Annotated in this window: 16 protein-coding genes; 6 read left to right on the top strand and 10 right to left on the bottom strand. The window is 69.0% G+C overall.

Features of this window, described 5'->3' with window-relative positions:
* Positions 1–19: 19 nt before the first annotated feature.
* The gene (locus LLH23_07175; GenBank protein MCE5238259.1) at positions 20–955 is read right to left on the bottom strand and encodes an exo-alpha-sialidase; all 936 of its coding nucleotides are present in this window, start codon (positions 953–955) and stop codon (positions 20–22) included.
* Positions 956–1022: 67 nt separating this feature from the next.
* On the opposite strand from LLH23_07175, the gene LLH23_07170 reads away from it, so the two are divergent.
* The 4 genes from LLH23_07170 to LLH23_07155 are packed head-to-tail and all read left to right on the top strand — an operon-like array spanning position 1023 to position 3906.
* The gene (locus LLH23_07170; GenBank protein MCE5238258.1) at positions 1023–1601 is read left to right on the top strand and encodes a biotin transporter BioY; all 579 of its coding nucleotides are present in this window, start codon (positions 1023–1025) and stop codon (positions 1599–1601) included.
* A gap of 17 nt (positions 1602–1618) precedes the next feature.
* On the top strand, positions 1619–2383 hold the full coding sequence (locus LLH23_07165) for an NAD-dependent deacylase (protein MCE5238257.1): 765 nt from the start codon (positions 1619–1621) through the stop codon (positions 2381–2383).
* Positions 2384–2386: 3 nt separating this feature from the next.
* Complete coding sequence (locus tag LLH23_07160) at positions 2387–2872, top strand: GNAT family N-acetyltransferase (GenBank protein MCE5238256.1); 486 nt, start codon at positions 2387–2389, stop codon at positions 2870–2872.
* On the top strand, positions 2869–3906 hold the full coding sequence (locus LLH23_07155; GenBank protein MCE5238255.1) for an amidohydrolase: 1038 nt from the start codon (positions 2869–2871) through the stop codon (positions 3904–3906). The genes LLH23_07160 and LLH23_07155 overlap by 4 nt, the downstream gene beginning before the upstream one ends.
* Positions 3907–3934: 28 nt before the next feature.
* On the opposite strand, the gene LLH23_07150 is transcribed toward LLH23_07155, so the two are convergent.
* From LLH23_07150 to ilvE, 4 genes are all read right to left on the bottom strand, one after another.
* Positions 3935–4333, bottom strand: a complete 399-nt coding sequence (locus tag LLH23_07150; protein ID MCE5238254.1) for an acyl-CoA thioesterase — start codon at positions 4331–4333, stop codon at positions 3935–3937.
* Between the two features lie 38 nt (positions 4334–4371).
* The gene (locus tag LLH23_07145; GenBank protein MCE5238253.1) at positions 4372–4911 is read right to left on the bottom strand and encodes a hypothetical protein; all 540 of its coding nucleotides are present in this window, start codon (positions 4909–4911) and stop codon (positions 4372–4374) included.
* 94 nt (positions 4912–5005) lie between these two features.
* Positions 5006–7420: an ATP-dependent Clp protease ATP-binding subunit gene (locus LLH23_07140; GenBank protein ID MCE5238252.1), complete on the bottom strand. Its 2415-nt coding sequence runs from the start codon at positions 7418–7420 to the stop codon at positions 5006–5008.
* Between the two features lie 399 nt (positions 7421–7819).
* A complete protein-coding gene (gene ilvE / locus LLH23_07135; protein ID MCE5238251.1) occupies positions 7820–8692 on the bottom strand; it encodes a branched-chain-amino-acid transaminase in 873 nt (290 codons plus the stop codon).
* Positions 8693–8884: 192 nt separating this feature from the next.
* Between ilvE and LLH23_07130 the strand changes: the two genes are divergently transcribed.
* Entirely contained in the window at positions 8885–11626 is a 2742-nt protein-coding gene (locus tag LLH23_07130; GenBank protein MCE5238250.1) for a VCBS repeat-containing protein, read from the top strand.
* 51 nt (positions 11627–11677) lie between these two features.
* Here the strand turns inward: LLH23_07130 and LLH23_07125 are convergent, their stop codons facing one another.
* From LLH23_07125 to LLH23_07110, 4 genes are read right to left on the bottom strand one after another with little or no spacing between them, the layout of a single operon-like run.
* Entirely contained in the window at positions 11678–15946 is a 4269-nt protein-coding gene (locus LLH23_07125) for a hypothetical protein (protein ID MCE5238249.1), read from the bottom strand.
* Between the two features lie 12 nt (positions 15947–15958).
* The gene (locus LLH23_07120) at positions 15959–16684 is read right to left on the bottom strand and encodes a metallophosphatase family protein (protein MCE5238248.1); all 726 of its coding nucleotides are present in this window, start codon (positions 16682–16684) and stop codon (positions 15959–15961) included.
* Positions 16681–17478 carry a sugar phosphate isomerase/epimerase gene (locus LLH23_07115; GenBank protein MCE5238247.1) on the bottom strand — a complete coding sequence of 266 codons (798 nt, stop codon included), beginning with the start codon at positions 17476–17478 and terminating at the stop codon, positions 16681–16683. Before LLH23_07115 ends, LLH23_07120 begins: the two co-directional genes overlap by 4 nt.
* Before the next feature lie 7 nt (positions 17479–17485).
* On the bottom strand, positions 17486–18190 hold the full coding sequence (locus tag LLH23_07110) for a hypothetical protein (GenBank protein ID MCE5238246.1): 705 nt from the start codon (positions 18188–18190) through the stop codon (positions 17486–17488).
* 185 nt (positions 18191–18375) lie between these two features.
* On the opposite strand from LLH23_07110, the gene LLH23_07105 reads away from it, so the two are divergent.
* Positions 18376–22509 carry an NPCBM/NEW2 domain-containing protein gene (locus LLH23_07105; GenBank protein MCE5238245.1) on the top strand — a complete coding sequence of 1378 codons (4134 nt, stop codon included), beginning with the start codon at positions 18376–18378 and terminating at the stop codon, positions 22507–22509.
* A 192-nt stretch (positions 22510–22701) separates the two neighbouring features.
* On the opposite strand, the gene LLH23_07100 is transcribed toward LLH23_07105, so the two are convergent.
* Positions 22702–26376 carry a DUF6259 domain-containing protein gene (locus LLH23_07100; protein MCE5238244.1) on the bottom strand — a complete coding sequence of 1225 codons (3675 nt, stop codon included), beginning with the start codon at positions 26374–26376 and terminating at the stop codon, positions 22702–22704.
* Between the last annotated feature and the right edge of the window lie 396 nt (positions 26377–26772).

Genomic DNA, 26772 nt, shown 5'->3' with positions numbered 1-26772 from the left:
CAAGTCCCCTAGCCGGCATCTACTCCGGGTCAATGATGACGTGCTTGATACTCTCGCGGCGGTACGTGTATAGTAGATGACACAATCCCGACCGGGCCTGCACGAGAGCGGGATAGGAGAACTCCTGGCCCGGCTCGTTCTCCAGGTCCAGGCTGCGCCAGTGGCGGGCCTGTCCATTGGCTACGGCGAGGGCCAAGCGATGGCGTCCCCTCGACAGGGGATTGTACGCCAGAAGCAGTCGGCCGTCCACCAGGCGCACCAGGTCCACGCCCGCATTGGGATTCGGCAGGTCCATGGCCACGCCGGGCGACCAGGTCTCACCACCGTCCGCCGAGCGGCTCTCCCACAGGCAGCCGCCGTCGCCGCCGGTGCGCAGGACCGCCAGCAGCGAGCCGTCGTCCAGTTCCACGATCGCCGGCTGGATGCAGCCGGGCGGGGCGACCATGCGGCCAGCCTCCCGCCAGTTCTGCCCATCGTCATCGGACAGCAGCGGCAGGCCCTCCCAGGTGATCTCGTCGTAGGCCGGCACGATGGTCCGGCCCGACGAAAGCTGCAGGGGGCGGCACCGGAACATGAGCCCGTCGCGGTCGCTGAAGCGTTCCGGCGCGGTCCACGTACGGCCGCCATCGTGCGAGCGCTGCCAGTAGGGTCGTGCCGTGTCCCAGCCCTGGCCCTGGATGGTGACGAACCAGAGGATGACCGTGCCGTCGGGCAAGGTGTAGAGCAGGGGGTTGCCGTCCGACAGGCCCGGCGTGTCATGCCAACAGACAGGGCTTGACCAGCCCTCCGAGCCGTAGTGGGCGGCCATGATGGCGACATCCGTGTGCCCCTCATGGGTACCGCTGTACCAGGCCGCCAGAACCGAGCCGTCGGCCGTCTCCGTCAGCGTAGCGCAGTGGCTCGACGGACGACCGGGCAGGTTGTCGAAGACAAGTGACTGCTGCACGATGTTCATGGCCTGACGTTTCGCCGCCGGAGCGGCGTCGTCCTGTCCCACACGCCGGCAGTCTGGAGCGAACCCGATGCACGAACGTGAGATGACCGACACGATGGCCGCCGACCGGCCGCTGACGACGCAGATCGCGCTGGAGGTGGGGCTGGCGGCGACGTTCACGGTAGCGATGGTCGCCGGCGCGCACCTGAAGATTCCCCTGCCCTTCACCCCGGTGCCGCTCACGCTGCAGACGCTGGTGGCGTTGCTGGCCGGCGGCCTGTTGGGGGCGCGGCTGGGCTTTGTGTCGGCGACAGGCTACCTGCTGCTCAGCCTGCTGGGACTGTCGGTGATGGCCGGCCCGAGCTTCGTCGGACCAACCGGCGGCTACGTGCTGGGCTTTGTGCTGGCAGCGGTGGTCATGGGCCTGGCGGTGCGCCTTGCGGAACGGGGCGGGACGGCGCTCTGGCTCGTCGCGGGGGCGGCCGGCGGCAGCCTGGTCATCCTGCTGTGCGGATCGCTCTGGCTGAGCGCCTATACCGGGCAGGACTGGGTGAGAGCCCTGCAACTGGGCGCCCTGCCGTTCCTGCCGGGGGACGCGCTGAAGACGGCAGCGGCAGTGGTGGTCGTGCGGCAACTGCGGCCGCGGATGAGGCGGGTGCTGGGCTAGGCCGGCCCTGACTGCCCATGTCCCCTGATCTCTCCGCTCTGGCCGAGGCCATTGTCGCACGTCTCACCGACCACGCTCTGCTCACCGTTTCCACCGGGGCCGGGATGTCGCGCGAGAGCGGCATCCCGACCTTCCGCGGGGAGGAGGGCGTCTGGCGCACCTACCGCGCCGAGGACGTCGCCACCCCGGAGGCCTTCCGCCACCATCCCCGCCTCTTCTGGGAGTTCAACGACCACCTGCGCCAGCTCATCCACCAGGCGTCGCCCCACGCGGGGCATGTGGCCCTCGCCGAGTTGCAGCAGAAGCTGCCCCCGCGCGCTCAGGTGCGCCTCATCACCCAGAACATAGACCGCCTCCACGAGGAAGCCGGCAGCACGGACGTCATCCACCTGCACGGCGACATCATCCGGGTCGTCTGCCCGCGCTGCGGGTTCGCCGATGACAACTACCCCGTGCCGGCCCCCGAATTGCCGCCGGTCTGCGAATGCGGGCGGCTGCTGCGGCCCGACATCGTGCTGTTCGGCGAGGCCTTGCCGGCCGACGACCTGGAGGAGGCCTTCGCCCTGGCTGAGACGTGTGATGTGATGCTCGTGGTGGGCACCTCGGTCAACGTCCAGCCGGCTGCCTCGCTGCCCTTCGTGGCGCGGGAGCACGGGGCGCTTGTCGTCGAGATCAACCCCGAGGCCACGATCCTGACGGGCACGGCGGCGGTGTCGCTGCGGGGCGCCGCCGGCGAGATCCTGCCCCCGCTGGTCGAGGCCATCCTCGCCGCCTGGGAGTGAGCCATGCCGGAGATCACCTACCGTCCCGCCACCGAGGCCGATCTGGAGCCCATCGTCGCCATCGCCCGGCGCATCTGGACGATGGGGATGAGTAAGCGCCTGGAAGACCGCTTCGGCGTCCAGGGCGGGAAGAGCTGGGACGAGTGGACCGCCGACGACATCGGCGGTGCCGTCCGGGCGCGGCTGGCCACCTGTCTGGTCGCTGAAGTGGACGGGCAAGTGGCCGGATGGGTCACCTGGATCATCAACCGCGACCGCAACCAGGGGCAGATCGGCTACAACGGGGTGGCCCCGGAGTTCCGCGGCCATGGCCTCGGCACGACCCTGGTGCAGATGGCCCTGGCCAAGCTGCGCGAGGCCGGGATGCCGCTTGCGGTGGTCATCACCGGGCTGGATGAGGGCCATGCCGCTGCACGGCGCGTGTACGAGCGCTGTGGCTTCGAGCCGTTCCACCAGTCGGTCACCTACGTCATGGAGCTGAAGCGATGACCCAGTTGATTGACCCGCAGCGGTACGAGCGCGTGGACCGGCGCGTCTTCGCCGACGAGTTCGAGGAGTTCCTGCCCGCCGAGGTGTACGACGCGCACGTGCACCTGCACATACCCGGGAACGGTGTGCCCAGCGCCGAGGCCATTGCGGAGTCGTGGGCCTCCGAGGCCCCGCACGCGCTGAGCCGTGAGCAACTGGCCGAGGTGCAGCGTTTCCTGTTCCCCGGCCGGCGCACACGCAGCCTGGTCTTCGCCAACCCCAGCAAGTGGGCCGACATCCCGGCAGCCAATGCGTACGTGGCAGGAACCGTCGCGGCCGGTGAGTCCGATGCCCTGCTGGTCACTCGGCCCGAGTGGCCCGCCGATGCGGTACAGCGGCTGCTGGAGGACGGCGGGTTCATCGGCTTCAAGCCGTACCCCGGGCTGGTCGGCGGGCGCTTCGATGAGAACGTGGCGCTGGACGACTTCCTCCCGCCCGCGCACCAGGCGCTGGCCGACAAGCTGGGCCTGATCGTGGTGCTGCACCTGCCCCGCCCCGAGCGGCTGCGCGACCCGCGCAACCAGGCCGAGGTGCGCCGCATGGTCGGGACCTACCCGAACCTGCGGCTCATCATCGCGCACATCGGCCGCGCCTACACCATGAGCTTCGCTGAGCCGGGCCTGCAGGCGCTGCACGACCTGCCCGTCCATTGGGACTTCGCGATGAACCTGAACGCCGACGTGCTCAAGCTGGCCATGCAGATGGTCGGCCCGGAGCGGCTCCTGTATGGCAGCGACCTGCCGATCGCGCTGATGCGCGGGATGCGGCGGCACCAGGGCGATGAGTACATCAACTACAGCGATGGCGACTACCGCTGGAACACTCCCGACCGCCGCCAGCCGCCGGAAGTCGAGGCAGGCTACACGCTCTACCTGTACGAGGAGCTGCGGGCCTTCAAGCAGGCTGCGCAGCGGATGGGGTGGGGGAGAATTGAAGTGTCGCGCGTGATGAACGACAACGCGCGGGCATTGGTGGCGAACGTGGGCAGGCAGTAGGCGCCTGCGGGCGCGATGAAGTGCGCCGCTACGGCTCCGGGCGGGCGTGCGCCAGGAGGGCGGTGCGCGTGTCGTCCGGGATGGGCAGCGAGCGCTTCGCCGCGAAGTCGTAGTGGACGATGACGGTCTCCCCGGTGGCACACAGTTCCCCGCGCTGCCAGGCTTCCTGCACCGTCGTGAACGACGAGTTACCGACGCGCTGGACGTACGTCCGGATCTCCACGTTGTGCCCCAGGATCATCGGGGCCTGGAAGTCCACGCCGAGGTGAGCCAGGATGAGGTTCCAGCGCTCGAAGTCCAGCTCCGGGCAGAAGAACCGGTAGAAGGGCCCGCGGCCCAGCTCGAACCACTCGGGCAAGCGGGTGTTGTTGACGTGGCGGAGGCCGTCCACGTCGCCGAAGCGCGGCGTGACAGTGACTGTGAACATGGGTCGAACGCTCTGGCTGTTGGGGTTGGGTTGGTTGGCTACGACCGGGCGCGCTGCGTCAGGGAGGTGACGACGCCCAGGTCCAGCGTGCCCTTCTGGCCCCAGCCGGGCTGGCCGGGGTCAATGCGGGGGCGGAAGTGCTCGTACAGCCCGAAGGCCTCGTCAGCGAGCGCCGCCGGCTCGTAGGCCGCGGCCAGTTCCCGCAGCGCCACCAGCACCTCGGGCAGACCCTCGCCGAACTTGCTGCGCAGGTACTTCTCCACCGTCTCCGGAGCAACGGGCTTGTCCTCGACGACCCCCCGTAGACCGTCTGCCGTGTGCTTGCAGGGCACGCTCCGCCCGCACACCTCCACCCAGCAGTCCTCGCCCAGGCCCGTCTTCTTGGGCTGCTGCCCCTCCCCGCCCTTGGGCGGGCCGAAGATCCCCAGCCGCCGCCCCTTGCTCTGGGCGTTCAGACCAGCCAGGACCTTACCGATGCTCAGGGCCGCCGGCCAGTCATGGCCGAGCCGCTCCGCCACGATGGCGGCCCACAGGGTCAACACCGGGGCGCGGTTGACCTGGATGGTGAGGTCGCTCATGGGTAGCTCTCCCCCGTGCGTGGCTGCGGACGTCCCGGACGCGCAACCATCCGGCCATCCGGGACGTCCGGCCCCACGCGGCTCAGAATGGCGCTCAGGTTGTGGGCAGCGCGTCTGCCGTCTGCTGCAGGACGAAGCGCGTGTTGCCTTCCTCGTCCAGGCTGACGGTGATCTCGCCGCTAACCTCCTGGTCCAGGCGGAGCAGGTACTCAGACAGGGGGTCCTCGACGTACTTGCGTATCGCTCGCCGCAGGGGTCGGGCGCCCATGTCCGGGTCGTAGCCCTCCCGCACGAGCAGGTCGCGGACCTCGTCCGTGATCGTCAGGGCCAGGCCCCGTCCCCGCAACTGCCGGGTGACCTTGTCGATCTCCATGTCCACGATGGCCGCAATCTCCTCCTGGGTCAGCGCATGGAAAACCAGGATGTCATCCACGCGGTTGAGGAACTCGGGGCTGAAGGTCTTCTTGAGTTCGTCTATGACCTTCGTGCGCATGCGGGCATAGTCGCGGCGGTGCTCCTGGGCGGTGCGGGCAGCCTTGTCGGTCACAAAGCCCACGGCCGACGTGTTGGTGATGAGCCGGGCGCCCACGTTGCTCGTCATGATGACGATGCAGTTCTTGAAGTCCACCACGCGGCCCTGGGCGTCGGTCAGGCGCCCATCCTCCATGATCTGCAGCAGGATGCTGAAGACCTCCGGGTGGGCCTTCTCGATCTCGTCAAAGAGCACGACGGAGTAGGGGCGGCGGCGGACGGCCTCAGTGAGCTGCCCGCTCTCCTCGTAGCCGACGTAGCCAGGGGGCGCGCCCACGAGACGGCTGACCGCGAACTTCTCCATGTACTCGGACATGTCAATGCGGACCAGAGCGTCCTCGTTGCCGAACAGGAACTTGGCCAGCATCCGCGCCAGGTAGGTCTTGCCCACGCCGGTCGGCCCCAGGAAGATGAACGAGCCGGTGGGGCGGTTCGGGTCCTTGATGCCCGCCCGCGAGCGGCGGACGGCCCGGGCGATGGTGCGGATGGCCTCGTCCTGGGCCACGATATCCTCGTGCAGGGCGGCCTCCATGCGCAGGAGCCGCTGGGACTCGGCCTCGGTCAGCGAGACCACCGGAATGCCGGTCCACGTCGCCACGATCTGAGCGATGTCGTCATAGGAGACCTGGGGCATGTCGGTGGTCTCGTCGGCTTCCCAGTCAGCGGTGAAGCCGGGCGGGGCCAGGTCCGGCCCGTCGTAGTCATCGTCGTCGAAGTTATCCAGGTCGCTAGGCAGCGACGCCGGGCGCGGCCGGTGCAGGGCGTGGGTGTGCGGGATGTCCTCCGCGGGGGCCTCCTGGCGGTAGCCCCGGAGCTTCACGCGCGAGCCGGCCTCGTCGAGCAGGTCAATGGCCTTGTCGGGCAGCGAGCGGTCGGCGATGTAGCGGGTGGAGAGGTCCACCGACGCCTCCAGCGCCTCGGGTGTGAACGAGACGCCGTGGTACTCCTCGTAGCGCTCCTTAATGCCCTGGAGGATGTCGAGGGTCTGGTCGCGATCCGGCTCCCGGACCATGACGGGCTGGAAGCGGCGCTCCAGGGAGGGCGTCTTCTCGATGTGCTTGCGGAACTCGTCCAGGGTCGTGGCGCCGATGCACTGCAGCTCGCCGCGGGCCAGCGCCGGCTTGAGGATGTTGCTGGCGTCCATCGCGCCCTCGGCGGCGCCGGTGCCGACGATGGTGTGCAACTCGTCGAGGAAGACGATGATCTCGCCCTGGCTGGCGCGGATCTCTTCCATGACGCGCTTCATGCGCTCCTCGAACTCGCCGCGGTACTTGGTGCCGGCGACGAGGCTGGCGAGGTCGAGGGCGACGACGCGCCGGTCGCGCAGCAGCGCAGGCACGTCGCCGTCGGTGATGTGCTGGGCCAGGCCCTCGACGATGGCCGTCTTGCCGACACCGGCCTCGCCGATGAGGCAGGGGTTGTTCTTGGTGCGGCGGCAGAGTATCTGGATGACGCGCTCGGTCTCTTCGTCGCGGCCGATGACCGGGTCAAGCTGCCCGTCGCGCGCCATCTGCGTGAGGTCGCGGCTGAAATGATCCAGCGTCGGGGTCTTGCTGCGCTTCTCGCGCTCGCGCGGCATGGCGTGGCGGCCGGTCTCGGCCAGAGCCTGGCGGATCAGCGGCAGATCGGCGCCATGGCGGTGTAGCAGGCGGAAGGCCGCCCCCCGCCCTTCGCGCAGCAGGCCGATGAGGATGTGCTCGGTGCCCACGCTGTAGTCGCCCAGTTGCTGGGCTTCCTTGAGGGCCCGCAGCAGCACGCGCTTGGCTTCCGGGGTAAACGACGGCTCCTTGCCGGCGAGGTCGGCCGGCGGCGCCGCCTCCATCTGGCGGCGCAGGTCGCTCTGCAGGCGCTCCAGGTCAATGTCCAGCCTCTCCAGCAGTTCGACGGCGCTGCCTTCCTGCAGGCGCATCAGCCCGAGCAGCAGGTGCTCGGTGGAGATCAGTTGGGCGCCCATGCGCGCCGCCTCATCATGCGCCATGAGGACGGCGCGGCGGGCACGACTGGTGAAACGTTCCCATATTTCCATTGCGTCGGTGCCTCCAATGACACGGCCAGCCCCCGGCCAGACGCTCCTGTCTGACTGAAGCTACGCCGCCTCGCGGCGTCCCGATGCGGCTCGAGACGACGCCAGGTCTCTTCCGGTAGCGCGGTGCAGCGCCTGTTTGGACTGTGCCCGTACGGGATTGGTTTCTCCGGGCTGCCAACCCGTTCCCGACGCGGCGCACAGGCGCCACCACAACTCGTCCTATCATACTAACAATATGGCGTCTACCGGAGTTTCCTGGAGGGAGCCCTTTGGCCCCTCACGGTCATCTTTGGCGAAGCCCGCCGAGGCGAGCGAGGGTGTCGTCGGGTGCAGACGGCCCCGGGCGTCAGCCTAGATGGGCTCGCCACAGGTCTGGACCAGCTTGCGGAAGGCTTCCAGCAGGCGCTGGGTGGTCGGGCCCGGCTTGCCGTCCCCGACCTTGCGGCCGTCCACCTGCACCACCGGAATGAGTTCGGCGGCGGTGCCGGTCAGGAACACCTCGCCGGCCGTGTAGACCGACTGGATGCGGAACATGTCCTCACGCAGCTCCAGCCCCAGCCCGGGGGCCAGGTCCATGACGGCCTGGCGCGTGATGCCCGGCAGGGCGCCCACGTGCACCGGCGGCGTCAGCAGTTCGTTGCCGTTGATTAGGAAGATGTTGTCGCCCGTGCATTCGGCCACATAGCCGTCCGTGGTGAGCATGATGCCCTCAGACAGGCCGGCGCTCGTGCATTCGAGCTTGGCCAGGATGCTGTTGAGGTAGTTGAGCGACTTGATGGACATGTTCAGTGCCTGCGGCGTGTTCCGCCGCGTCGAGCAGGTGATCAGCGACAGGCCCTTCTGGTAGGACTCTTCCGGGTAGAGCGAGATCGAGGTGGCGATGCAGAAGACCGTGGCGACCGGGCACTTGGCCGGATCGAGCCCCAGATCGCCCTTGCCCCGGGTGACCACAAGGCGGATGTAGGCGTCCTGCAGGCCATTCGCGCGGAGAGTCTCCAGCACGACCTGCTTCATCTCCTCGGGGGAGTAGGGGATCTGCAGGCTGAGGCAATGCGCGCCATCGAACATGCGCTGCAGGTGCTCCTGCAGCTTGAATACACGGCCGTGATAGGCCCGGATGCCCTCAAAGACACCGTCGCCATACAGCAGGCCGTGATCGAACACAGATATCTTGGCCTCCGCTTCGGGAACGAGTTGGCCATCGAGCCAGATCTGCAAGGGCATAACTGTACCACCTTGTATCGCAGGGTCATCGTCCGCACGGGGCGCGAACGTCTGCTGAAGTATAGTCCTTACGCCCCCGGTTTTCAAATGGCAATGGCGCAAGGCCTAGGGGCGTTGGGGCCCGCGCACAGGTTGCGGCGGGCAGCGGGGCGAACTGGCGAGGCTGCAGGCACGGACGCACAGGAGAGGCCCATGCAGAGCGAATGGATCACCCGTGGCTTCGAGGACTTCCGACGCGGCAGCTTCGACAACGGCGGCCAGAACCTCTACGTGTCGCGGACGGGCGTGCTGCAGCGCCTGCACTTCCTGGACCTGAGCGGCGACGGCTGGCCCGATCTGCTGATCTGCAACAGCCAGAACCACTGGGAGCGCCCGCCGTGCTATGTGTATCCCACGCCCCTGGCGGGCGGGGCACGGGTGGAGCTGCCTTCGGACGGTTCCGTAGCCGGGGTCGTGGCCGATCTGAACGGCGACGGCTACGACGACCTCGTGCTGGCGATGGACTACAACGGGTCGCGGACGGACCTGAATGCCTTCATCTACTATGGCGGGCCCGCGGGCCTGAGCCCGCACCGGCGGGTCGAGATCCCCGCCCCCGGGGCCTCGGCCGTGGCCTGCGGCGACTTCAACGGCGACGGCCGCCCCGACCTGGCCTTCGTCTGCGGCGGCCGCGTTCGCCTCTTCGCCCAGTCCGACCTGGGCTTCGAGCCCCAGCGCTTCGTGGACCTGCCCCTCGAAGCCGAGCAGATCGTGGCCGACGATCTGGACGGCGACGGCTACGCGGACCTGCTGGCGCTGACGCGGGAGCGTCAGGCGCGCGTGTACTGGGGTGGGGCGGACGGGCTCAGCCCGGAGCGCTGTACCACAGTGGAAGGCGTGGAGCGCGGGGCTCCAGCCCCGCAGGAGGGGACGACTGGCGGCTCTGGAGAGCCGCGCTCCGACGACACGCCGGAGACCGAGCAGCCCTTTGATGCGCGGGCGCTGGCGCAGGTCGTGCGGCTGGGCGGCAGGCCGCACCTGTTCCTCCCGGGCGAGGACCAGTTCCGTCTGGCCCCCGTCAGGGCAGACCGCGCGCTGGGGGAGCCCCTGGTCATCGCCGCAGCCCACGCGCTGGCGGTAGCGGCGGGCGACGTGAACGGCGATGGGCACGAGCACCTCGTGGTGGCCTCGCGAGGAACCCACGCGGGCCAGGAGTGTTCCTGGGTGTACTGGGGCGGGCCCGCGGGCTTCGACGAGACCCGCCGCACGGCTCTGCCCTCGCACAATGCCTGCGATGTGGCCGTCGGCGATCTGGATGGCGACGGCTGCGCGGACATCGTGCTGGGCCAGGACCGCACCGACGAGTCGTACTCCTACCACTCGCTCGTGTACCGGGGCACGCCCACCGGCGTGGCCCCCGAGCCGCTGACGCTGGAGGGGCATGACACGCGGCGGGTGCTCATTGCCCGTACGAGCGCGGCGCCCGACCCGCAGGTGATCCTCGTCAACCACCGGGCGCGTCGGGCGGGGGGCGACGTGGACCCGATGGTCTACTGGGGCGGCCCCGAAGGCTTCAGCCCCGAGCGCCGCCATCCCCTCCAGGGGCGCGACGCGGTGGATGCGGTCTGTTGCGATCTGGATGACGACGGCTTCCCCGAGATCGTGACGGCCAACTGCTCGGAGAACGCGACACATCTGGACCCCGGCTCGTTCATCTTCCGGGGGCGCGATGGCGACTATGCCTATGAGCCGGCGACCATCCTGCCCACAACACGCGCCCATGGCGTGTGCTGCGCGGACCTGAACCACGATGGCTATCTCGACCTCGTCTTTGTGGGGTTCTCGTTCGGCGACATCCTGATCTTCTACGGCGGGCCTGAGGGCTACGACATCGGGCACCCGCAGCGGATCAGCATGGCGACAGAGGGGGAGAAGTGGGATCAGCCGCGTTGGATCAGCCTGGCCGACCTGAACGGCGACGGCTGGCTCGACCTGATCGTGCCGCAGATCGGCAGCGACCGCAGCTTCATCCTCTGGAATGGCCCCGAGGGCTTCAGCATGGAGCGCAAGCAACTGCTGTCGGTGATCCACGCCTCCTGCGCGCAGGCGGCCGACCTGACCGGCAATGGATACCTGGACCTCATCATCGCCGGCCACACGCCGTCCCTGCAGGGACCGCACGACTCGTTCGTGTACATCTATTGGAATGGCCCAGAGGGGCTGCGCGAGGACAACCGCATGCAGCTTCCCGCCCAGGGCGTCAATGCCCTCGGGGTGGCCGACTTCAACAATGACGGACATCTGGACCTCTTCGTGGCCAACTACCACGACGGCCGCGAGCGGGACATCCACTCCTTCATCTACTGGGGGCAGGAGGACGGCACGTTCCGCGCTGATTGCCGGACACGCTTGTTCGCCCATTCGGCCTCCGGCGCCGTGACGGCGGACTTCAACCGCGACGGCTGGGTAGACCTCGGGATCGCCTACCACAAGGTCGAGAACGATCACCTGGGTCACTCGGCCGTGTGGTGGAACGGTCCGGAGGGCTTCTCCGAGCGCAACGTCACCTGCCTCCCGTCCGAGGGGCCGCACGGAATGACGCGCGTGGGCTCGGGCAACCAGCGTGATCGGGGCCCCGAAGAGCTGTACGCATCCGCACCGCATGAGCTGCCGGGCGGGGTGGAGACACTACGGGTGAGCTGGGAGGCGGATGTCCCCGAGGGGACATGGGTGCGGGCACAGGTGCGGGTGGCCGAGGCTGAGGAGGCACTCGCACAGGCGGCGTGGCTGGGACCGGAGGGGGAAGGGTCGTGGGGCGGCTACGACAACGCGATCGCGTTGCCGACAGCGCAGGCGCGGTGGGTGCAGTACCGCCTGGCCCTCGGCGCTCGCGACGGCTGCGGCACCCCGCGGGTCCGCGAAGTGCGGGTGTCGTGGACCGCAGCAGCACGGTAGGACAACCGGCGCGAAGCCCCGGCGCCCCGCCGTCATGCCCTCCCGTCGGCCCTACTTCGCCGGCAGGCTCTTGAGCGCGACCAGGCGGCTGTCGGCGCTGCCCGCGACGATCTCCGGCTGGCCGTCGCCATCGAGGTCGGCCGCGACGACCTTCGTGACATCGGCCGGGACGGGGAAGAAGCCCCGGCGTTCCCCCTTGGCGTCCAGCACGATCACCGCCCCCGCGTCGGTCGCCACCGCGACGGCCGCCTCCTTGCCCGGCATGACCGCGAGGTCCCGCACCGGGTTGCCGCAGTTGCACCGCCACAGCGCCTTGCCCTGGGCGTCCAGAGCCATGACGTACGAGTTGCGGCTGGCCACGAGCAGCTCGGGCCGCCCGTCGCCGTTGAGGTCGGTCAGGATCGTGGCGGTGATCTCCGCGCCGGCATCGAGGCTCCAGTTGACCGCCTCGGCCCCGAACGTCTTGCAGTGAATGCCCCCGATGCGCGAGCCGGCGATCAGCTCCGCCTTGCCGTCCCCGTCCATGTCCCCCGCCGCGACCGCCATGGCCGCCCCATGGTAGCCGACCGGCACGTCGCCGATGACTTTGCCCTCCGGCGAGAACAGGTTCGCCGAGCAGTACGTGTTGCCCACCAGGGACGCCAGCTTGCCCTTCCCGTCCAGGTCCACCGTGGCAATCGAGGTCGGCTGGTGCGCCCAGTTGAGCGTCCCCCACAGCACCTTGCCCTCGTGGCTGACGCCGTATGTGAACCAGTTGCCCGAGCCGGCGATGACCTCTCCGAAGCCGTCGCCGTTGATGTCGGCGCAGCGCACGACGCGGAACGGGCCCTGCTGGGGCTCGATCTCGGGGACGTACTTGTCCTTGGGGCAGGCAGTCACCCACAGTTGCTTGCCGGCGGCGTCCAGGCAATAGAGGTTGCTGCCCGCGCCCACGACGATCTCCCGCACTCCGTCCTTGTTCAGGTCGCCGGTGTCCAGGTCCAGGCAGGCATCGGGCAGCGTCGTCTCCCACACGATCTGGCCCTGGCCGTCCAGGCAGCGCACGCGCTTGCCGGCGGCGACCAGCACCTGCATCTGGCCATTGCCGCGCAGGTCCGCCGCCTGCAGCGCGGAGATGGTCTGCGGCTCGCGCACCGTGACCTGCGCGGGCTCCACCGGCTCGGAGAAGACCTCGAAGCTGCGGATGGCGGTGCGCATCGAGGCGAACTTCGTGACCAGCAGGCGCACGCGCGTGGTTTTCACCGGGGCGAAGGTGTGCACCCAGAGCGGCGTGTTCGCTCCGGTGACGGTGTCATCCACCGAGACCCAGTCCTTGCCGTCCCAGACCTGGATGTCGTGGCCGTCCGGCGCAGGGACGTAGTTCATGTCGTAGTGGGTCACGCGCACTTGCGCGACGGTCTGGGGCGTCTGCCACTCCACCCCGAGGTCCTTGGGCAGGGCTGTGACGTTGGCGGCGCCGCTACCGACGGCGCTGTAGGACTCGGGGTTGCCATCCATTGCCGCGGCAGGGCTGCAGCCTCGGCTCCCCTCGGTCCAGGCGTTCGGCTTGCCCGCGCGGGCCAGGTCCGGGGCGATGTGCTGCGCATCGGCCGGCGCGCCGACGGGGTGGAAGACGCTGCGCGGGGTCTGCAGCGCGTTATCCGCGGACCACACCTGCCGGAGCCCCTCGGGCTGGCTGCCCGCCTGGGCGAGGGCCTTGAGCCGCTGCTGGTGCGCCGCGAGCAGTCGCTGCCAGTGGGCCTGCAGACGGGGCTGAGCGGCCGGCTTCACGTCGGCGGGGAAGGTGAGTTCGTGCGTCCCCGCCGGGACGGCGAAGACGGCCATGTTGCCCTGCCGCTGGGGCCTGATCTCCCGGCCGTCGAGAGTGCACTTGCCGGCCTTCGCCGCGAGCGAGACTGTCGTGGCCTCGGCGGCATGAACGGTGGCCTTACCGGCGGTCATCTGCGCGCTGATGTCCACGGGCTTGGTGGCGCTGAACCACGGCGTCTCCCAGGTGAGCGCCGTTCCGCCGGCGAGGGTGAAGCCCTGGGAGTTGGCCGCGAACATCGCCGCCTTGACCTGCGGGAGGCCGTCCCCGGCGCTACTCACCCCGGCATACGTGATGTCATCGGCCCCATGCACCAGCGCGGCGCCGGGTCCGGCCTGCACAACCTCGCAGGGGAAGTCCTCTTTGCCCTCGGGCGAGTAGAACAGGTTGATGAAGCAGGCCTTCTGGCCGGCGGCCAGGCTCGGGTTGAGCGACTGCATGATCGCGTGGCGGTCCGCAGTGGGTGGTGTGGTGCCGGTGACGCGGAAGTGCGCGCCGCTGGCATTGAGCAGCGAGAACCGCGCGCCGGGCTGGGTGGCGCAGACGCGGTCGGCCTGTAGGTTCAGGTCGCCGATGGTGCGCCAGATGCACGTCAGGCCGAAGTCGCCCGCGGCCCTCGCCTCGACCTCATCGAGGCACAGGAACCAGTTCTCCTTCGCCCAGAAGATGTTGCGGCGCCAGTCCGTGCCGTTGTACCCGCTGACCATGGTTTGGCACAGGCCCATCGGGCCGAAGTCCACACGCTGCTCCAGCGTCGTGAAGCGCGGCACCGGCTCGAACAGGCCGTCGCGGACGATGGCCAGCGTGTTGTGCTCGATGGTGTCGGGCACGAAGTAGCCGTTGTCGAAGAGCATGTACTTGCCGTTGTCGGTGTAGCCGACGATGGAGTTACCGGTGGGGTGGGAGTGGTAGCCGTGTGAGATGCCGCCCAGCAGCAGGTACTGCGCGTCGGTCCGATAGGCCGTGCGGAAGGAGATCTTGTCAAAGCACTTGTCGTAGGGCGGCACGGTCGTCTGGGCATTGAGCACTGTGTCCGCGGCCGTGCCGGAGCTGAGCGCCTCCTGCGGGTGCTCGTAGATCCACTTGTCCAGCGGCACCGCCTTGATGCCGAGCATGTCCGTTGGCTCGACAGGCTTGACGGAGTTGTCGAGGTAGTTGGTATACAGGTACTCCCCCGCCGACAGCCCGTTCTGGGGGATGAAGTCGTACTGGTAGCGGTAGCGTCCGTCGCGGTGGTACCAGGCGGCAGCGAGCATGATCGAGGGCCAGTGGCCTGCCCCGGTCATGTCGCTGGTATCGCCGAAGCCGCTGACGGCGCCGAGGTTGTTGGTGATGGCCAGGCCGTAGTCGGCCGTCCGGCGCAGATTGCCGTTCTCGAACCATGTCCAGTCTGGCTTGTTGAGAGCGTAGTACAGCAGGTCATGGTAGGTGATGGAGCCGTAGCCGGGGCAGTCCTCGGCGGTCTTCCAGAAACGGGCCTGCCCGTCCTTGCCGAAGTACGTCTCGCACCAGGTCCACAGGCCGGCGACATCGAGGCGGTAGTACTTCTTGAAGTACAGCGCGGCCGACCAGTTGGCGCGGGCGTCCCAGTTGTTACCCTCGGGCTTGACGCCCGGCTGGTGGGTCCTGTTGGCGTTCGGGCACTTGTTCGCGTACTCCCACATGAAGCGGAAGATGGCTGTGCGGTCGGCGGGGGTGAAGACAGGCGCCTCCTCGACCAGGTCCCAGATGGTCGGCAGCAGCACCGAGCCCCGGGCATCGGTAACGGCGGGCATCTTGGCCACAATCGCCGCGAGGACGGGCATCCCCTGCTTGAACAGCTCGGCCTGGGCCAGGTCGCCGGTGGCGTGGTAGCTCAGCCCCGCCGCCGACAGTTGGCCCGCCACCGCGCGGAACTGCAGCCCCTGCATCTTCTTGACCAGCGCGGGGACCGCGCTCCGGTCGCCCTGCGCCGGCGTCTTGCCCTGGCTCTCGATCTTGATCGTGACGGGCAACTCCACGGTCTTCCCGGCCGGTAGCAGCGCCACCAGCTCCTGCACGCCGGCCGCCACGCCCACGACCTCACTGCCCCCGACCACCACGTAGCATGTGCCGGTGCCGAAGGGATCGTGCACCGTGCGCAGCTCATAGCCGCCCGGCCCCGGCCACATGTCATCAGACATCAGGTAGTGCTGGTGGTAGATGGGGACGATGGCCGGGTTGCTGACGAAGTTGCCCAGCAGGATCAGGTTGCGGCTGCTGATCTCTTCGGGCTTGAGGCCCTTGGCCGCCACGATGGGCACGGTCGCGCCGGACGGCTTCAGCGCCGTCTGGATCTGCCGGGCGAGGGCCGCCCAGTCCTCGCCCGGTGGCGCGACGATGGCGCAGACGGGCTGGCCGTCGCGCACCAGCGGCACGGTGAGGTGGTACGTCTTCTCCGGCGGCGGGGCCGGCAGCTCAGCCGCCGCGGCCAGCGTCAGCGGCAGCAGCACCACCAGCATCGGGCACACCCACAGCAGGTTCGGGCAGGACATGATCGGCCTCACTCACGCGTCGTTGTCAGGCACGTACTCGCGCGACCATTGCGCATCCGCGGCAGTGCGGACGAAGTTGATCCAGCGTTGGCAGAAGGGCTCGGGCAGGCCGAGCCGCGCGACATCGGCGGCCACGCGCTCCACGTCGTAGGGAGTGAAGTGGAACGTCAGGCGCCCAGCCTGCTCGACCGCGTAGCCGGCGCGCGGGTCCCCGTTGCGCGGCTGGCCCACCGGCGGCAGGCACACGAGCCGGCGTCCCGCGATGCTGCGGTCCAACGCGCGGTGCGAATGCCCACACAGCACCAGTGGCGCAGGCAGCGGGCCACAGTGCGCGGCCAGGATGTCATCCGGCATCGCCGGGTGCAGGTACGGCGCTCCCGGCAGTTGGTGCCGCGCCAGCCCGTCCTGCCCGCAGGCCGACAGGGCCACCGTCTCAGGCAGCGCCTGCAAGAACGCGAGTTGCGCCTCGCTGAGCTGACGCAGTGTCCACAGGTCCCAGTGGAACGCGCCGCCCTGAGCGCGCGCATCGCCCTGCAGGGCCAGCACTGCAGCATCGTGATTGCCCAGCACTGCCCGCGGGCGCCGGTCCCTCAGCAGGTCCACACACGCCGCCGGGTGCGGGCCGTAGCCGATGATGTCACCCAGGAAGATGATCTCATCCACGGGGCCGGCGTCGTCCAGCACAGCCTCGAAGGCCGGCAGGTTGGCGTGAACGTCGGCAATCCACAGCCGCTTCATCGCGCGGGCCATCCGGCGCCCAGAGCGCTGCGGAATGTGCCCAGGCTGCGACGGATGCCCGCGGGGGGCACGCGGTCCGGGTTCATCTCCAGGGTCGCCGTGCCGGTGTAGCCGATGTCTGCCAGCCCCCCGACGATCCGGTCGAACGCGATCTCCCCCGTGCCGATCTCGATGTGGTCCACGCTGCCGCGTACATCGTGGAGGTGCAGGTGCACGAGCTTTGGCCCGAGCAGACCGATGAGCGGGCCGAAACCCCCGTAGCGCCCGAGCGGCACGCCGTTGACCGGCAGGACCATGTGCCCGACATCGAGGTTCACGCCGACGTGCGGCAAGTCCCAGCCGAGCACGGCCTCGAACCCCTCGGTGATCTCCAGCGCGACCACCGTGTTGGCGGCGGCGCCCCGGGCGTCCACCTCCTGCATGGCCTGCCGCCAGCCCGGCCCCTCGGCTGCGGTCAGATGGGCGTGGACGGTCACGACACAGGCGCCGAGATCGCGGGCGAAGTCGAGCACCGGCGCCAGGGCCGCCACCCCCTCCGCCAGGCTCTCGGTCTGCAGGTCAATCGCGAAGGGGGAGTGGATCTCGAGGAAGGCGAAGTCGGCGAGCTGGCCGCGCAGCCGCGCGCGCTCCTCCGGTGGGCAGATGTCGGGCTCGACCCCGCGCCAGTGCCCCGGCGTGCCCGCGCTGGCGTGCAGGCCCACCCCGTCGAAGCCCGCGCGCTGCGTCCAGGCCATCTGGCGCTCGACGTCCAGCAGACGGCCGATGCGCCAGAGCATGTTGCCGATTCTCAGCATGGCGGGGTCAGCGCTCCACCGCGAAGTCATAGACGCGACTGACACCCTCGCAGCCCAGGACGCCCAGGAACAGCTCCTCGGGCAGCGAGTTGATGAGCACACCGACCACGTGGCGCTCCGGGCGCTCTTCAGGAACGTGTCCTACGGCCAGCGTCACGGACATCTCCACATGCTTGCCTTTGCGGCGCACCTGCAGCGTGTAGCGCGTGTCGGGCTGGAGGGCGAAGCTCCCGTAGCACGTCTTCTCCCAGGTGCGCTTGCCCTCCGGGGTGGCGAAGTGGTGCCACAGGTTCAGGCCCTTCTCGTAGATGATGACCTCATAGAACTCGCCGTACTGCGGGCGGCCCTGCGCGTCGGGGGCCCAGTCCTGGACAAGCACGATTCCCGGCGCCGATCCCGCGCCGATCTCGAAGTTCGCGGTCGCGGTCCAGTTGCCGGCGAACTTCGTGTTGTAGATCATCGTGGTGAGCGTCTGGTCCAGCGCGCTCTTCTTGGCCGGGTCGGCGGGTGTCTCGTTCTCGATGCAGTCGTCGCGCTGCACCCACTTGCCCAGGTGCTCGACCGTGGGGTTCTTGCACAGCGTCCAGGCGGCCGGATCCCACCCGTCGCGGGTGAACGTGAGCGCCACCAGCGGCTCGGCGGCCCCGGCGTAGCCCGCCGCCATCACGAGCAACAGCGCGACGCAGATCAGCTTCACGAACCTGAGCTTCATGTGCAGTCTCCTCCGGACGCCGCCCGGACCATTGGTAGTGCGGGCTTCCAGCCCGCCCCGGACACGCCCCTGTTCGGCCACCCCGACGCGTGCACCTGCCCGAGCCCGCGCCCCGGGCCAGGGAGGAATCGGCCGGCCGTCTCGCCAAGACACATCCCGACTGCCGACTTGTGAGGTCCACGACCATGAACCCCTGGGCAATGCTCGTGCTGTTGTGCGTGCTGGCCACGCCGCTGTGCGCCAAGGAAGGGGTGTCGCTGCTGACGCCCCAGGAAGCCGAGGCCGTGAAGGCCGCCCTGCCGCAGACGCCCCAGGTCCCTGTCGGCCTGGAGAACGCGACGGATGAGGAGCTGTGGGACTACGTGCCGCCCGCGTCGCTGCGGCGGGCAGTGTTCCTGGGCCCGACGGACGTCGGCTGCCCCGTCCACGGCAAGGAGGTCTTCCGCGTTGGCGGGGGCTTCTACCCGTGGCTGTACTCGGCCGACAAGCCCTGGCAGGTCAAGTGTCCTGTGGGCGGAGAGACCTATCCCAGCAACGACTTCGGCGCGTACCTCAAGGGCGGGATGAAGGACAAGTCGCTGCTGACCGGCGACTACCCCGACGACGGCACGGGCTGGGTGGACGCCAAGGGCAACCGTTTCTTCTTCGTCGGCTACTGGGTCTTCCACCAGCGCTGGTATGACGTGCTGCGCGGGATCACCGGCTTCAGCAACGCCTATCTCGCCACCGGCAAGCCGGAGTACGCCCACAAGGCGGCCGTGCTGCTTTGCGCGCTGGCCGAGCAGTACCCGAAGATGAAGTACGGCGAGCAGGGCACCCAGGGCAACATCGGGGGGATGATCCTCCCGTGGTGCTGGGAGAACCAGAGCGTCGTCACGCCGATGTCCACGGCCTACGATCGCCTCTTCCCGTACCTAAAGCAGGACAACGACCAGGCCCTGCGCGACTTCATCAAGACCAAGACCGACCTGCCCCCGCGTGCGGACGCTCCCGTCCGCCGGCAGATCGAGCAGCGGTTCATGCAGACCATCGCCAGGACCGAGCTCAGCACTGACATGTACTGGTCGAACGAGTGCGACCACCAGTTGGCCTTCGCCGACTGGGCGCTGGCGTGGGACAACAACGACCCGGCCGACGGCGTCACGACCAAGCAGGCCATTGAGTGGATCATCAACAACGGCGGCGACAACTCACTGGAGGAGCTGATCCTCAACTGCACCTACCGCGACGGCTTCCCGTGCGAGGGCGCCATTGGCTACTCCTCGGCCGTGGCCGGGAGGCTGGTGGAGGTGGCCGAGCGGCTGCGGCGCTGCGGCTACGACCTGTTCCGCGAATACCCGCGCCTCAAGCAGATCGCCGGCTGCTGGATTGACATGTCCCTGGCCGACGGGCACACGCCGTCCATCGGCGACGCCGGGAGCGTGTTGGGCTCCGGCCGGGCGTGGAACGCCCAGATGTTCCACCTGGCCTGGGACAACACCCACGATCCGAAGTTCGCCCAGGCGCTGTGGATGATGAAGAACGTGCGCTACGCGGCCTACACGCCCGACCGCACGGCGGAGCTGGAGCAGGCCGTCAAGAAGTATGGTGACCAGCCGAACTATCGGACGCGCAACTTGGGGGGCATGGGGCTGGCGATCCTGGAGTCGGGCGGGCCGCAGAGCCCGCGCGGGGTCGCGCTGTACTACGGCAGTCCGGCCGGTGGGCATTCCCACCACGACCGGCTCAACATCGAGTTCCTCGACCACCGGCAGTCCATGATGCCCGACCTGGGCTACCCCGACCAGTGGGGCGCCAAGGCCCAGCAGTTCACCCAGAACAGCATCGGCCACTACTCGGTGCTGGTGGACGAGCAGGGGGAGAAGGACTACAAGGCGGGCTATCTGGACTTCATCAAGGGCAGCGACGGCGTGCAGGTCGTGTCAGCCCGCGCCGAACGCTGCTTCCCCGGCACGAGCCTGTACCGGCGCGAGACCGCGCTGGTGGATATCTCCCCCGAAAGCTGCTACCTGTTCGACGTGTTCCGCGTGCGTGGCGGCAAGCAGCACGACTGGTGCTTCCACCTGCCACCGGTGCCCGACTGGGGCGTCGAGGGCGTGACGCTGTCGGAACCGGGCAAGGGCACGCTGGCCGGCGAGGACATCCCCGAGGGCGGCAAGCATGACGCCAACAACGGCTTCAACTGGCTGGCACACCCCCAGCGCGGTAAGCCGGCCGGGGAGTTCACGTTCCTGTCGCAAGCCAACCCACCCTATCCCGAGTTGCGCATGACGATGCTCTCCGGCTGCGCGGATGAGGTCATCGTGGGCGACCACGAGTCCCCGCGCGTCAGGGCGAACCTCCCGCAGTACATGAAGTGGCTGCTGGCCCGGCGCAAGGGCGAGGGCAACCTCAGCAGCGCCTTCGCTGCCATCATTGATACATGCGGGGCTGGAGCCCCGCGCTCCATGCAGCAAGTGCGCCGCCTCGCTGTCGCCGGCGGCACGGAGCCCGTGGCCGCCGAGATCAAGACCGCCGCCTACACCGACACCGTCATCTCCGACGAGACGGGCGAGAAGCCGATCGCGCTGCCGGGGGGCGGGGAGATACAGGGGCGCTGGGGGATGGTCCGTCGCGACGAGCAGGGCGTAAAGCAGGCGATGCTCATCGGCGGCAGCAAGCTCAGAGTGGGCGATGTGAGCATCGAGACGGCCCCCTGCTGGGAGGGCGCCATCACCGCACTGGACTTCAAGGCGAACACGCTCGACGTGAATGTCGCCCTGCCACCCGGCGAGGCACTGAAGGGCGAGTGGATGGTCCTCTCCAACGGGCGGCACAGCACCTGCTACGAGATCGCCTCGGTCGCACCGCAGGGCAAGGGCAGCCGGGTGCAGCTCACCGAGATCAGCCCGATGGTCGGCAAGGGGTACGTGGACAGCATCGAGGCGGACAAGCGGATCATCCACACCGACACCCGCTGGCGCATCTTCGGCAAGGACTACATCTGGAGCAATGACTTCGGTCCGGTGCTGGGCGGGTACATCCTGTTCAACGAGGACCTGTCGCAGGGCGTGGAGATCGAGGATTGCAAGCTAATGCCCTCGCGGGCGCGGGAGTGGTGGAAGCCCGAGCCGGCGTGGATCAAGGTGGCGGGCAAGGAGCCCTTCGCCAACATCTTCACCGACAAGAACAGTGACGGCAAGATCGGCTGGTGGGTATACGACTTCTGTCCGTGGTTTGGCTTCCGCATCACGAACAGCGTTGCGGTCAAGCGGCTGGGCGCCCAGGCCTGGCAACTCGACCACCAGGGGGCGCAGGTGCGGCTCAGCCTGCCCTCCGCCACGGCGCTGACGAAGCTCATCATCCGCGATGGCTCGGGCCGGGCACAGGTACTGGCCTGCACTCACGACGCGAAGACCAAGCGGGCCCAGGTGACGGTGCCGGCGGGTCTGATCGGGCCTGTCACGATTGCGCTGAAGTCTCCCGAAAACCTGAACCTGGCCGATACCGAGCCCCCCGCCGTGACGGAGATCAAGCTCGACGGCAAGACCGTGGCCGCCGGCGACATCGGGCAGCTCTTCCTGCCCGACCCGCCCCGGAGCATCGAGATCAAGATCGCGGACAAGCTGAACCGTCTCGACCCGCAGAACACCTTCGTGCAGGCCGGGGAGCAGACGGTCTGCGCCGGGCAGCCCGGCGTGACGCTGACCCTCGACCAGGGCAACCCGAAACAGGGCGTCCTCACCATCGAGCCGGCGAAGCTACTGGACTTCGCCAACCGCCAGGAGGGCGCGACGTACGGCCTCACCGCCAGCCTCAACGACGCCGGCGTGACGGGCGCCGCGACGCAGTTGGCGTTCCGCTTCATCCTTAGCCCCCGGATCCCGGAGGGGTCGGTCTACCTGAGCGACCTGGAGCCGACGAAGGCCTTCGCCCACGCCGGGGTGAAGCGCAATGAAGCGTATCTGGGGGGCGAGATGCGGCTGGGGGGACTGCTGTACCAGAAGGGGCTGATGATCTGCCCGGAGGTCACCAACGGCCCCGTGAACTACGGCGAGGCGATCTACGCCATCCCGCCGGGCAAGTTCCGGGTGTTCCGCGCGATGGTCGGCATCTGCGATGACACCGAGGCCGGGAGCGTCATCTTCTCGGTGCAACTCCGCAAGCAGGGCGGCGAATGGCGCGAGGCCGTGAAGTCGAACCTGATGCTGCGTTCGACGGCCCCGCAGGCGCTGACGGTGCCGCTGGGCGATGCCGATGAGATCAGGCTGTACACCGACGCCAATGGCGACATCGGCTGCGACCACGCGGTCTTCGCCGGCGCCCGGTTCGAGCCGTGATGGTATGTGAAGGTGGAATGACGAGAGGACGAAGTGGGCAGTAGTGCGGGCTTCCAGCCCGCCAGAGCGGCACGGACAGGCCTCGAGCGGGCTGGAAGCCCGCACTACCGTACTCGTCGCGTAGGCGCGGCCCTATCGCGTGGGCGCGCGTGTCCCCACGCGCGCAACCCGCGGGCATAGCCCACCTCAGCCCTACCGCAGCTTCTGCACCACACAACCCACGGCCTTGGGCCCCAGCTCCACCGCCACCGCCGCCACCCCGTCCTTGACCTGCGGCGCCAGCTTCGTCCCGTTCCAGGCATCCTCGTAGGTCGCCCCCGCCGCATGCTTGACCCGCAGCACGGGCTGTCGCACGCTGCGCCCGTTGGCGTTGTACAGCGTCCACACGTTCTCGCGCGGCCCCATGAACAGATTGGCGAACACGCCGGAGACTTCCGTGGGCACGAGCGGACGGACGTTGTGTGAGGCGAAGGCCTCGCGATGGGCGCACTGGACCAGTACCGCGCGCTTCTGGAAGGCCTGCGAGGGGGCATCCATGTTCGGCAGGTTGGGCTCCCCGATGCGGTAGACTTCGCCGTTGAAGAATGGGTACTTGAGCAGCCACCAGTTCCCCGCGCGGGTCGTGACATAGTAGATGATGTGGAACTGCTTGAAGTCCGGGAAGGCGAAACGTGGCAGATCAATGAAGTGCGGCGCCAGGGCTTCCTGGTCGGCGCTCCAGAGCGCCTGGTAGGAGATCGAGCCATCCAGATAGCGGCGGCTCACCTCGGCCGGGGCATACTCCGTATACAGCGCCACGTCCGGGCCGACAGCCCCGCGGATAGCCTTGAGCAGCTCGACCTCCCCCGCGTACGGGATCTCATAGCCGTTGTGGCCGTGATCCTTGGCGCGACAGAGCCACCGGCCGTCCGTGGCGCCGATCTCGTCAATGTACATGATCTTGGGGCGCACGTCGCGCTGGACCCGCGCGTACGTGTCAGCCAGGTGTTGCCGCCAGCCGGCCATGTAGGGGCACTCGTTGTACGAGTCGTACTCCTTGACGTACTGCGGGGAGCCATCGGCGCGCTTCATGGCCCACTCCTGGGCGTGCGCGCCGACGATCTGCCCCTTCTCGCTGCTCAGGTAGCCATCGAGATACAGGCTCACGGCGATCCCCTGCTGCTGCAACGCCGCGATGTTGTCGTGGAAGGTCTCCCGGCCGCCGACCTCCTCGTAGTGGGAGTAATCGCCCCAGTCGCCGTACTGCTTCGAGGCGCCCCAGCCAAAGACATGCGCATAGTCGCACACGCCGACATGCTTCATCATCGTGTCCACGAGGCGCTGGACATTGCCCCGCACCTTCGGGTCGGGCGAGGCGCCATAGTGGCCGTTGCCGCTGATGAGGGCGAAGACCCGCTCGAACCACGGCTTGCGCGGGGCGGCGGGCTGGAACCACGTCTTCAGCCAGTCGGTGTACGCGGCGAAGATCGCGCGCCAGTCGCCCTCGCGCAGCACCAGGGCCGCTTCGGTCGTGTCGAACGACGCGCCGGGGGGCAGATCGCGCTCCACGTATTCGGCCGCCCACGCCCCGCCCTCCGCGCTCTTGCTCAGGCTGATGAAGTGGTGCATGGCCTCGGTGTCATGGGTGAGGCACGCCAGGGCCAGGCCGCGGCCGAAGAAGCCGTCCACCTGCAGCGGGTGGCGCTCGCCGAGGGGATCGCGGGTCGTGAAGTCCGCCTCGTTGATGATGCCGCCGCGCTTGCCGCTCAGGTACCAGGTGTCCGCTGCCGTGCCGAGACGCAGTCCGCGCACGACGGGGAACTTGAGGGTCGCCGTGACTGGTGCGTTGCCCTCATTGGTCAGCCGCATGCGCAGCAGGAGCTCTCGCGGATCGCGTCGTAGCGCGGCCGGACCGCCCCTCGGCGCCGCGCCCTCCTCTGTGGCAGGCAGACACTCTACCACGGCGGCCAGGCCCGCAGCGCGGTTGTGCAGCACGAACCGCGGCCATCCAGTTTCCGGGGGCGGTCCACCCATCGGCTCCTTGTCGGCCACCCAGTCCTCGGCCGGTAGCACCTTCCCTCCGATGCTGACCTCAAAGATGGGGCCCGCTTGGCACTGAAGAGCGCCTTCCAGTCCCTCCACACTGAGCGACGATAGCGTCAGTCCGTGGTCCGTGCCAAAGGAAGCGCGCAGCACGTTCGCGTAGACCGTGTTGACATCACTGGCGGCGCCCCGGAACGGCGGGAGGACCTTCCCCGGCGGCGTCGCATACGCCAGCCCCTTCCACGTCGGTTCACTCACGCGCGGGGCCGCCACGAGCATGGTCGTTCCCACAATGGCGAAGGCAGCCGTCTGCATCCCATCGTGGAGCACCAGCTCCGTGGCCTGGCGCTTAGGGTCGGGATGGACGACGCACACTCCCAGCCCCCGGCGCATCCCCCAGCGCCCGGTCTCGGCATCCAGCGGCAGCACCTGGTCGGGCGGGCCGGCGGCATAGCGGACCTCGAAGTATGTCTTCTCCGGCACGTCCAGCAGCTCGACCGGGCGCGGATGCTGCCAGTCAATGCCGAAGAGTTCCGTCGCCGGAGCCATGGCCGCCGTCAGCAGGTAGACCTCCCGCACGCCGGGTGGTAGCTTCAGACTGAGGGTGCCCAAATCGGTGGTCGCCGTCTGCCTCACGGCGGTGGGTTCTCCTGGGACGGCGAACGGCACGCCGCCGACGGTGATCTCACGCGCCGCGAACCAATCGCTGGCCCCCAGCCGCTGCTGCAGGAAGGCCGAAGGGGCGCCGCCAGTCGCGCCGGCGGGGTCGGTTGTGAAGCCGCCCTGGCCCTGCGGCCAGGCCCCGGCGCGTGTCTCGTAGGGCAGCATCTGCGCCACGGGCCAGCGGTGCGGGCGGGAGCTGAACTGCACCCCCTCCAGGCTCAGTCGCGCCTCCTGGCCCTCGCAGTCCAGGCCCACCGCGAGGTGGGTCACCGGGAAGGTCTGGGTCAGCTTGACACTCACGTTGTGCCAGGCGCCGTCCGTCTTGAGGTCAGACGCGGCCAGGGCGAGCAGCGAGTGCCCGCCGCTGCCGGACTCCTGGTCCCCGAGCCAGACCGCGTACGTGGTGTGGCCGAGGCTGCCGGCGGCCCGATAGCGCAGCGACAGATAGGGCGTGCGCGACAGCTCCACGGTCTTGGGGAGCGCCAGGAGCCAGCGCATCCCCCGGCCCTGCCCGCCCGCGCGGAAGGCCACCGCCTCGCCGGCCTGCTCGGCGGCGAAGTCGGAGGCCGGGGCGGTGGTCCAGCCCGTGCGCGGCAGGAACCGGTCGGCCTGCGCGGGGACCGGCACGACCTCCTCCGGCCGCTGACCCGGTACGCGCGCCAGTTGCGCCTCGGGGGGCAGGGCGTTGTCGAACCACAGCCGCTGCACCTCCAACCGCGCGCTGCCGCTGTCATCCACGAAGACCTTCAGGGCCAGGTTGTGCGTCGCTTCCAGCGGGTTGATGGCCGCCAGGTCTACCGCCAGCACATGCCACTGGTCATCGGGCTTCAGCTCGTCGGCCATGGCATAGGCCCGGCCACCGTAGCTACCCTCCTCGCCGTGGAGGAAGTAGATCGCGGGGCCGGCCGCCAGGCCGCGCGCCCGGTACTTCACCAGCACGTAGCGCTCATCGCCTGAGACGCCCACGCGCTCCACGTTGATGATCCACGGCATCTCCGTACCCGCCCCGCGCGCCGTGAAGACGAGGGCGCCGCTTCCATCCGCGACGCCGTACTCAGCTGGCGCCTTCGTGACCCAGCCCGTGCAGGGACGCCACTGCGGCGCCGAGGCGCCGGTGATCTCCGCGGCGAGGGCAAGTGCGGTGGCCATGAGTGAGGCCATGACGGCGACGGTGGGGCGCATGGGGCTCATCCCTTCGCTGGACGTGACGCGGAAAGCCGGTAACGGTAGCGTAGCGGCAGGCCTGCCGGGTGTCAATCGGGCGGCGGAGTCGCCCCTCCGGGGCTCTCGGCGGGGAACGGAGGGGGTCGCGCCGCGATGACGGGGGCTACCGCCCCCGCCTGGCATGAGCCGCGCCTCCAGCGCTGACGGCCTCCGCACACCGCCAGCGTTGCCATCGGTCCATGCCGGGCGCCCCTGCCGACGCCATCGGTCCATGCCGGGCACCGTCGAGGCCGGGGTGCCGTTGCCGTTGAGGCCCGGAGGGCCGACTCAATCTAGGCGGGGGCGGAAGCCCCCGTCACCCCCGCGCGCCCCTACCCACCTCCCCATGCGCATCCCCCCGCGCGCCGGAGGCGC

The sequence above is a fragment of the bacterium genome, assembly GCA_021372615.1.
Classification (GTDB): Bacteria; Armatimonadota; Zipacnadia; order Zipacnadales; family UBA11051; genus JAJFUB01.
The sequence above is the reverse complement of the archived record's forward strand: the minus strand, read 5'-3'. Positions and strand labels throughout refer to the sequence as shown.

Excerpts from the sequence above, each read along its gene's own strand:
- LLH23_07120 (MCE5238248.1), bottom strand. The coding sequence starts at position 16,684 with ATGAAGCGGCTGTGGATTGCCGACGTTCACGCCAACCTGCCGGCCTTC.
- LLH23_07165 (MCE5238257.1), top strand. The coding sequence starts at position 1,619 with ATGTCCCCTGATCTCTCCGCTCTGGCCGAGGCCATTGTCGCACGTCTC.
- LLH23_07150 (MCE5238254.1), bottom strand. The coding sequence starts at position 4,333 with ATGTTCACAGTCACTGTCACGCCGCGCTTCGGCGACGTGGACGGCCTC.
- LLH23_07100 (MCE5238244.1), bottom strand. The coding sequence starts at position 26,376 with ATGCGCCCCACCGTCGCCGTCATGGCCTCACTCATGGCCACCGCACTT.
- LLH23_07125 (MCE5238249.1), bottom strand. The coding sequence starts at position 15,946 with ATGTCCTGCCCGAACCTGCTGTGGGTGTGCCCGATGCTGGTGGTGCTG.
- LLH23_07170 (MCE5238258.1), top strand. The coding sequence starts at position 1,023 with ATGCACGAACGTGAGATGACCGACACGATGGCCGCCGACCGGCCGCTG.
- LLH23_07155 (MCE5238255.1), top strand. The coding sequence starts at position 2,869 with ATGACCCAGTTGATTGACCCGCAGCGGTACGAGCGCGTGGACCGGCGC.
- LLH23_07175 (MCE5238259.1), bottom strand. The coding sequence starts at position 955 with ATGAACATCGTGCAGCAGTCACTTGTCTTCGACAACCTGCCCGGTCGT.
- LLH23_07130 (MCE5238250.1), top strand. The coding sequence starts at position 8,885 with ATGCAGAGCGAATGGATCACCCGTGGCTTCGAGGACTTCCGACGCGGC.
- LLH23_07105 (MCE5238245.1), top strand. The coding sequence starts at position 18,376 with ATGAACCCCTGGGCAATGCTCGTGCTGTTGTGCGTGCTGGCCACGCCG.
- LLH23_07145 (MCE5238253.1), bottom strand. The coding sequence starts at position 4,911 with ATGAGCGACCTCACCATCCAGGTCAACCGCGCCCCGGTGTTGACCCTG.
- LLH23_07160 (MCE5238256.1), top strand. The coding sequence starts at position 2,387 with ATGCCGGAGATCACCTACCGTCCCGCCACCGAGGCCGATCTGGAGCCC.
- LLH23_07110 (MCE5238246.1), bottom strand. The coding sequence starts at position 18,190 with ATGAAGCTCAGGTTCGTGAAGCTGATCTGCGTCGCGCTGTTGCTCGTG.
- LLH23_07115 (MCE5238247.1), bottom strand. The coding sequence starts at position 17,478 with ATGCTGAGAATCGGCAACATGCTCTGGCGCATCGGCCGTCTGCTGGAC.
- LLH23_07140 (MCE5238252.1), bottom strand. The coding sequence starts at position 7,420 with ATGGCGCATGATGAGGCGGCGCGCATGGGCGCCCAACTGATCTCCACC.
- ilvE (MCE5238251.1), bottom strand. The coding sequence starts at position 8,692 with ATGCCCTTGCAGATCTGGCTCGATGGCCAACTCGTTCCCGAAGCGGAG.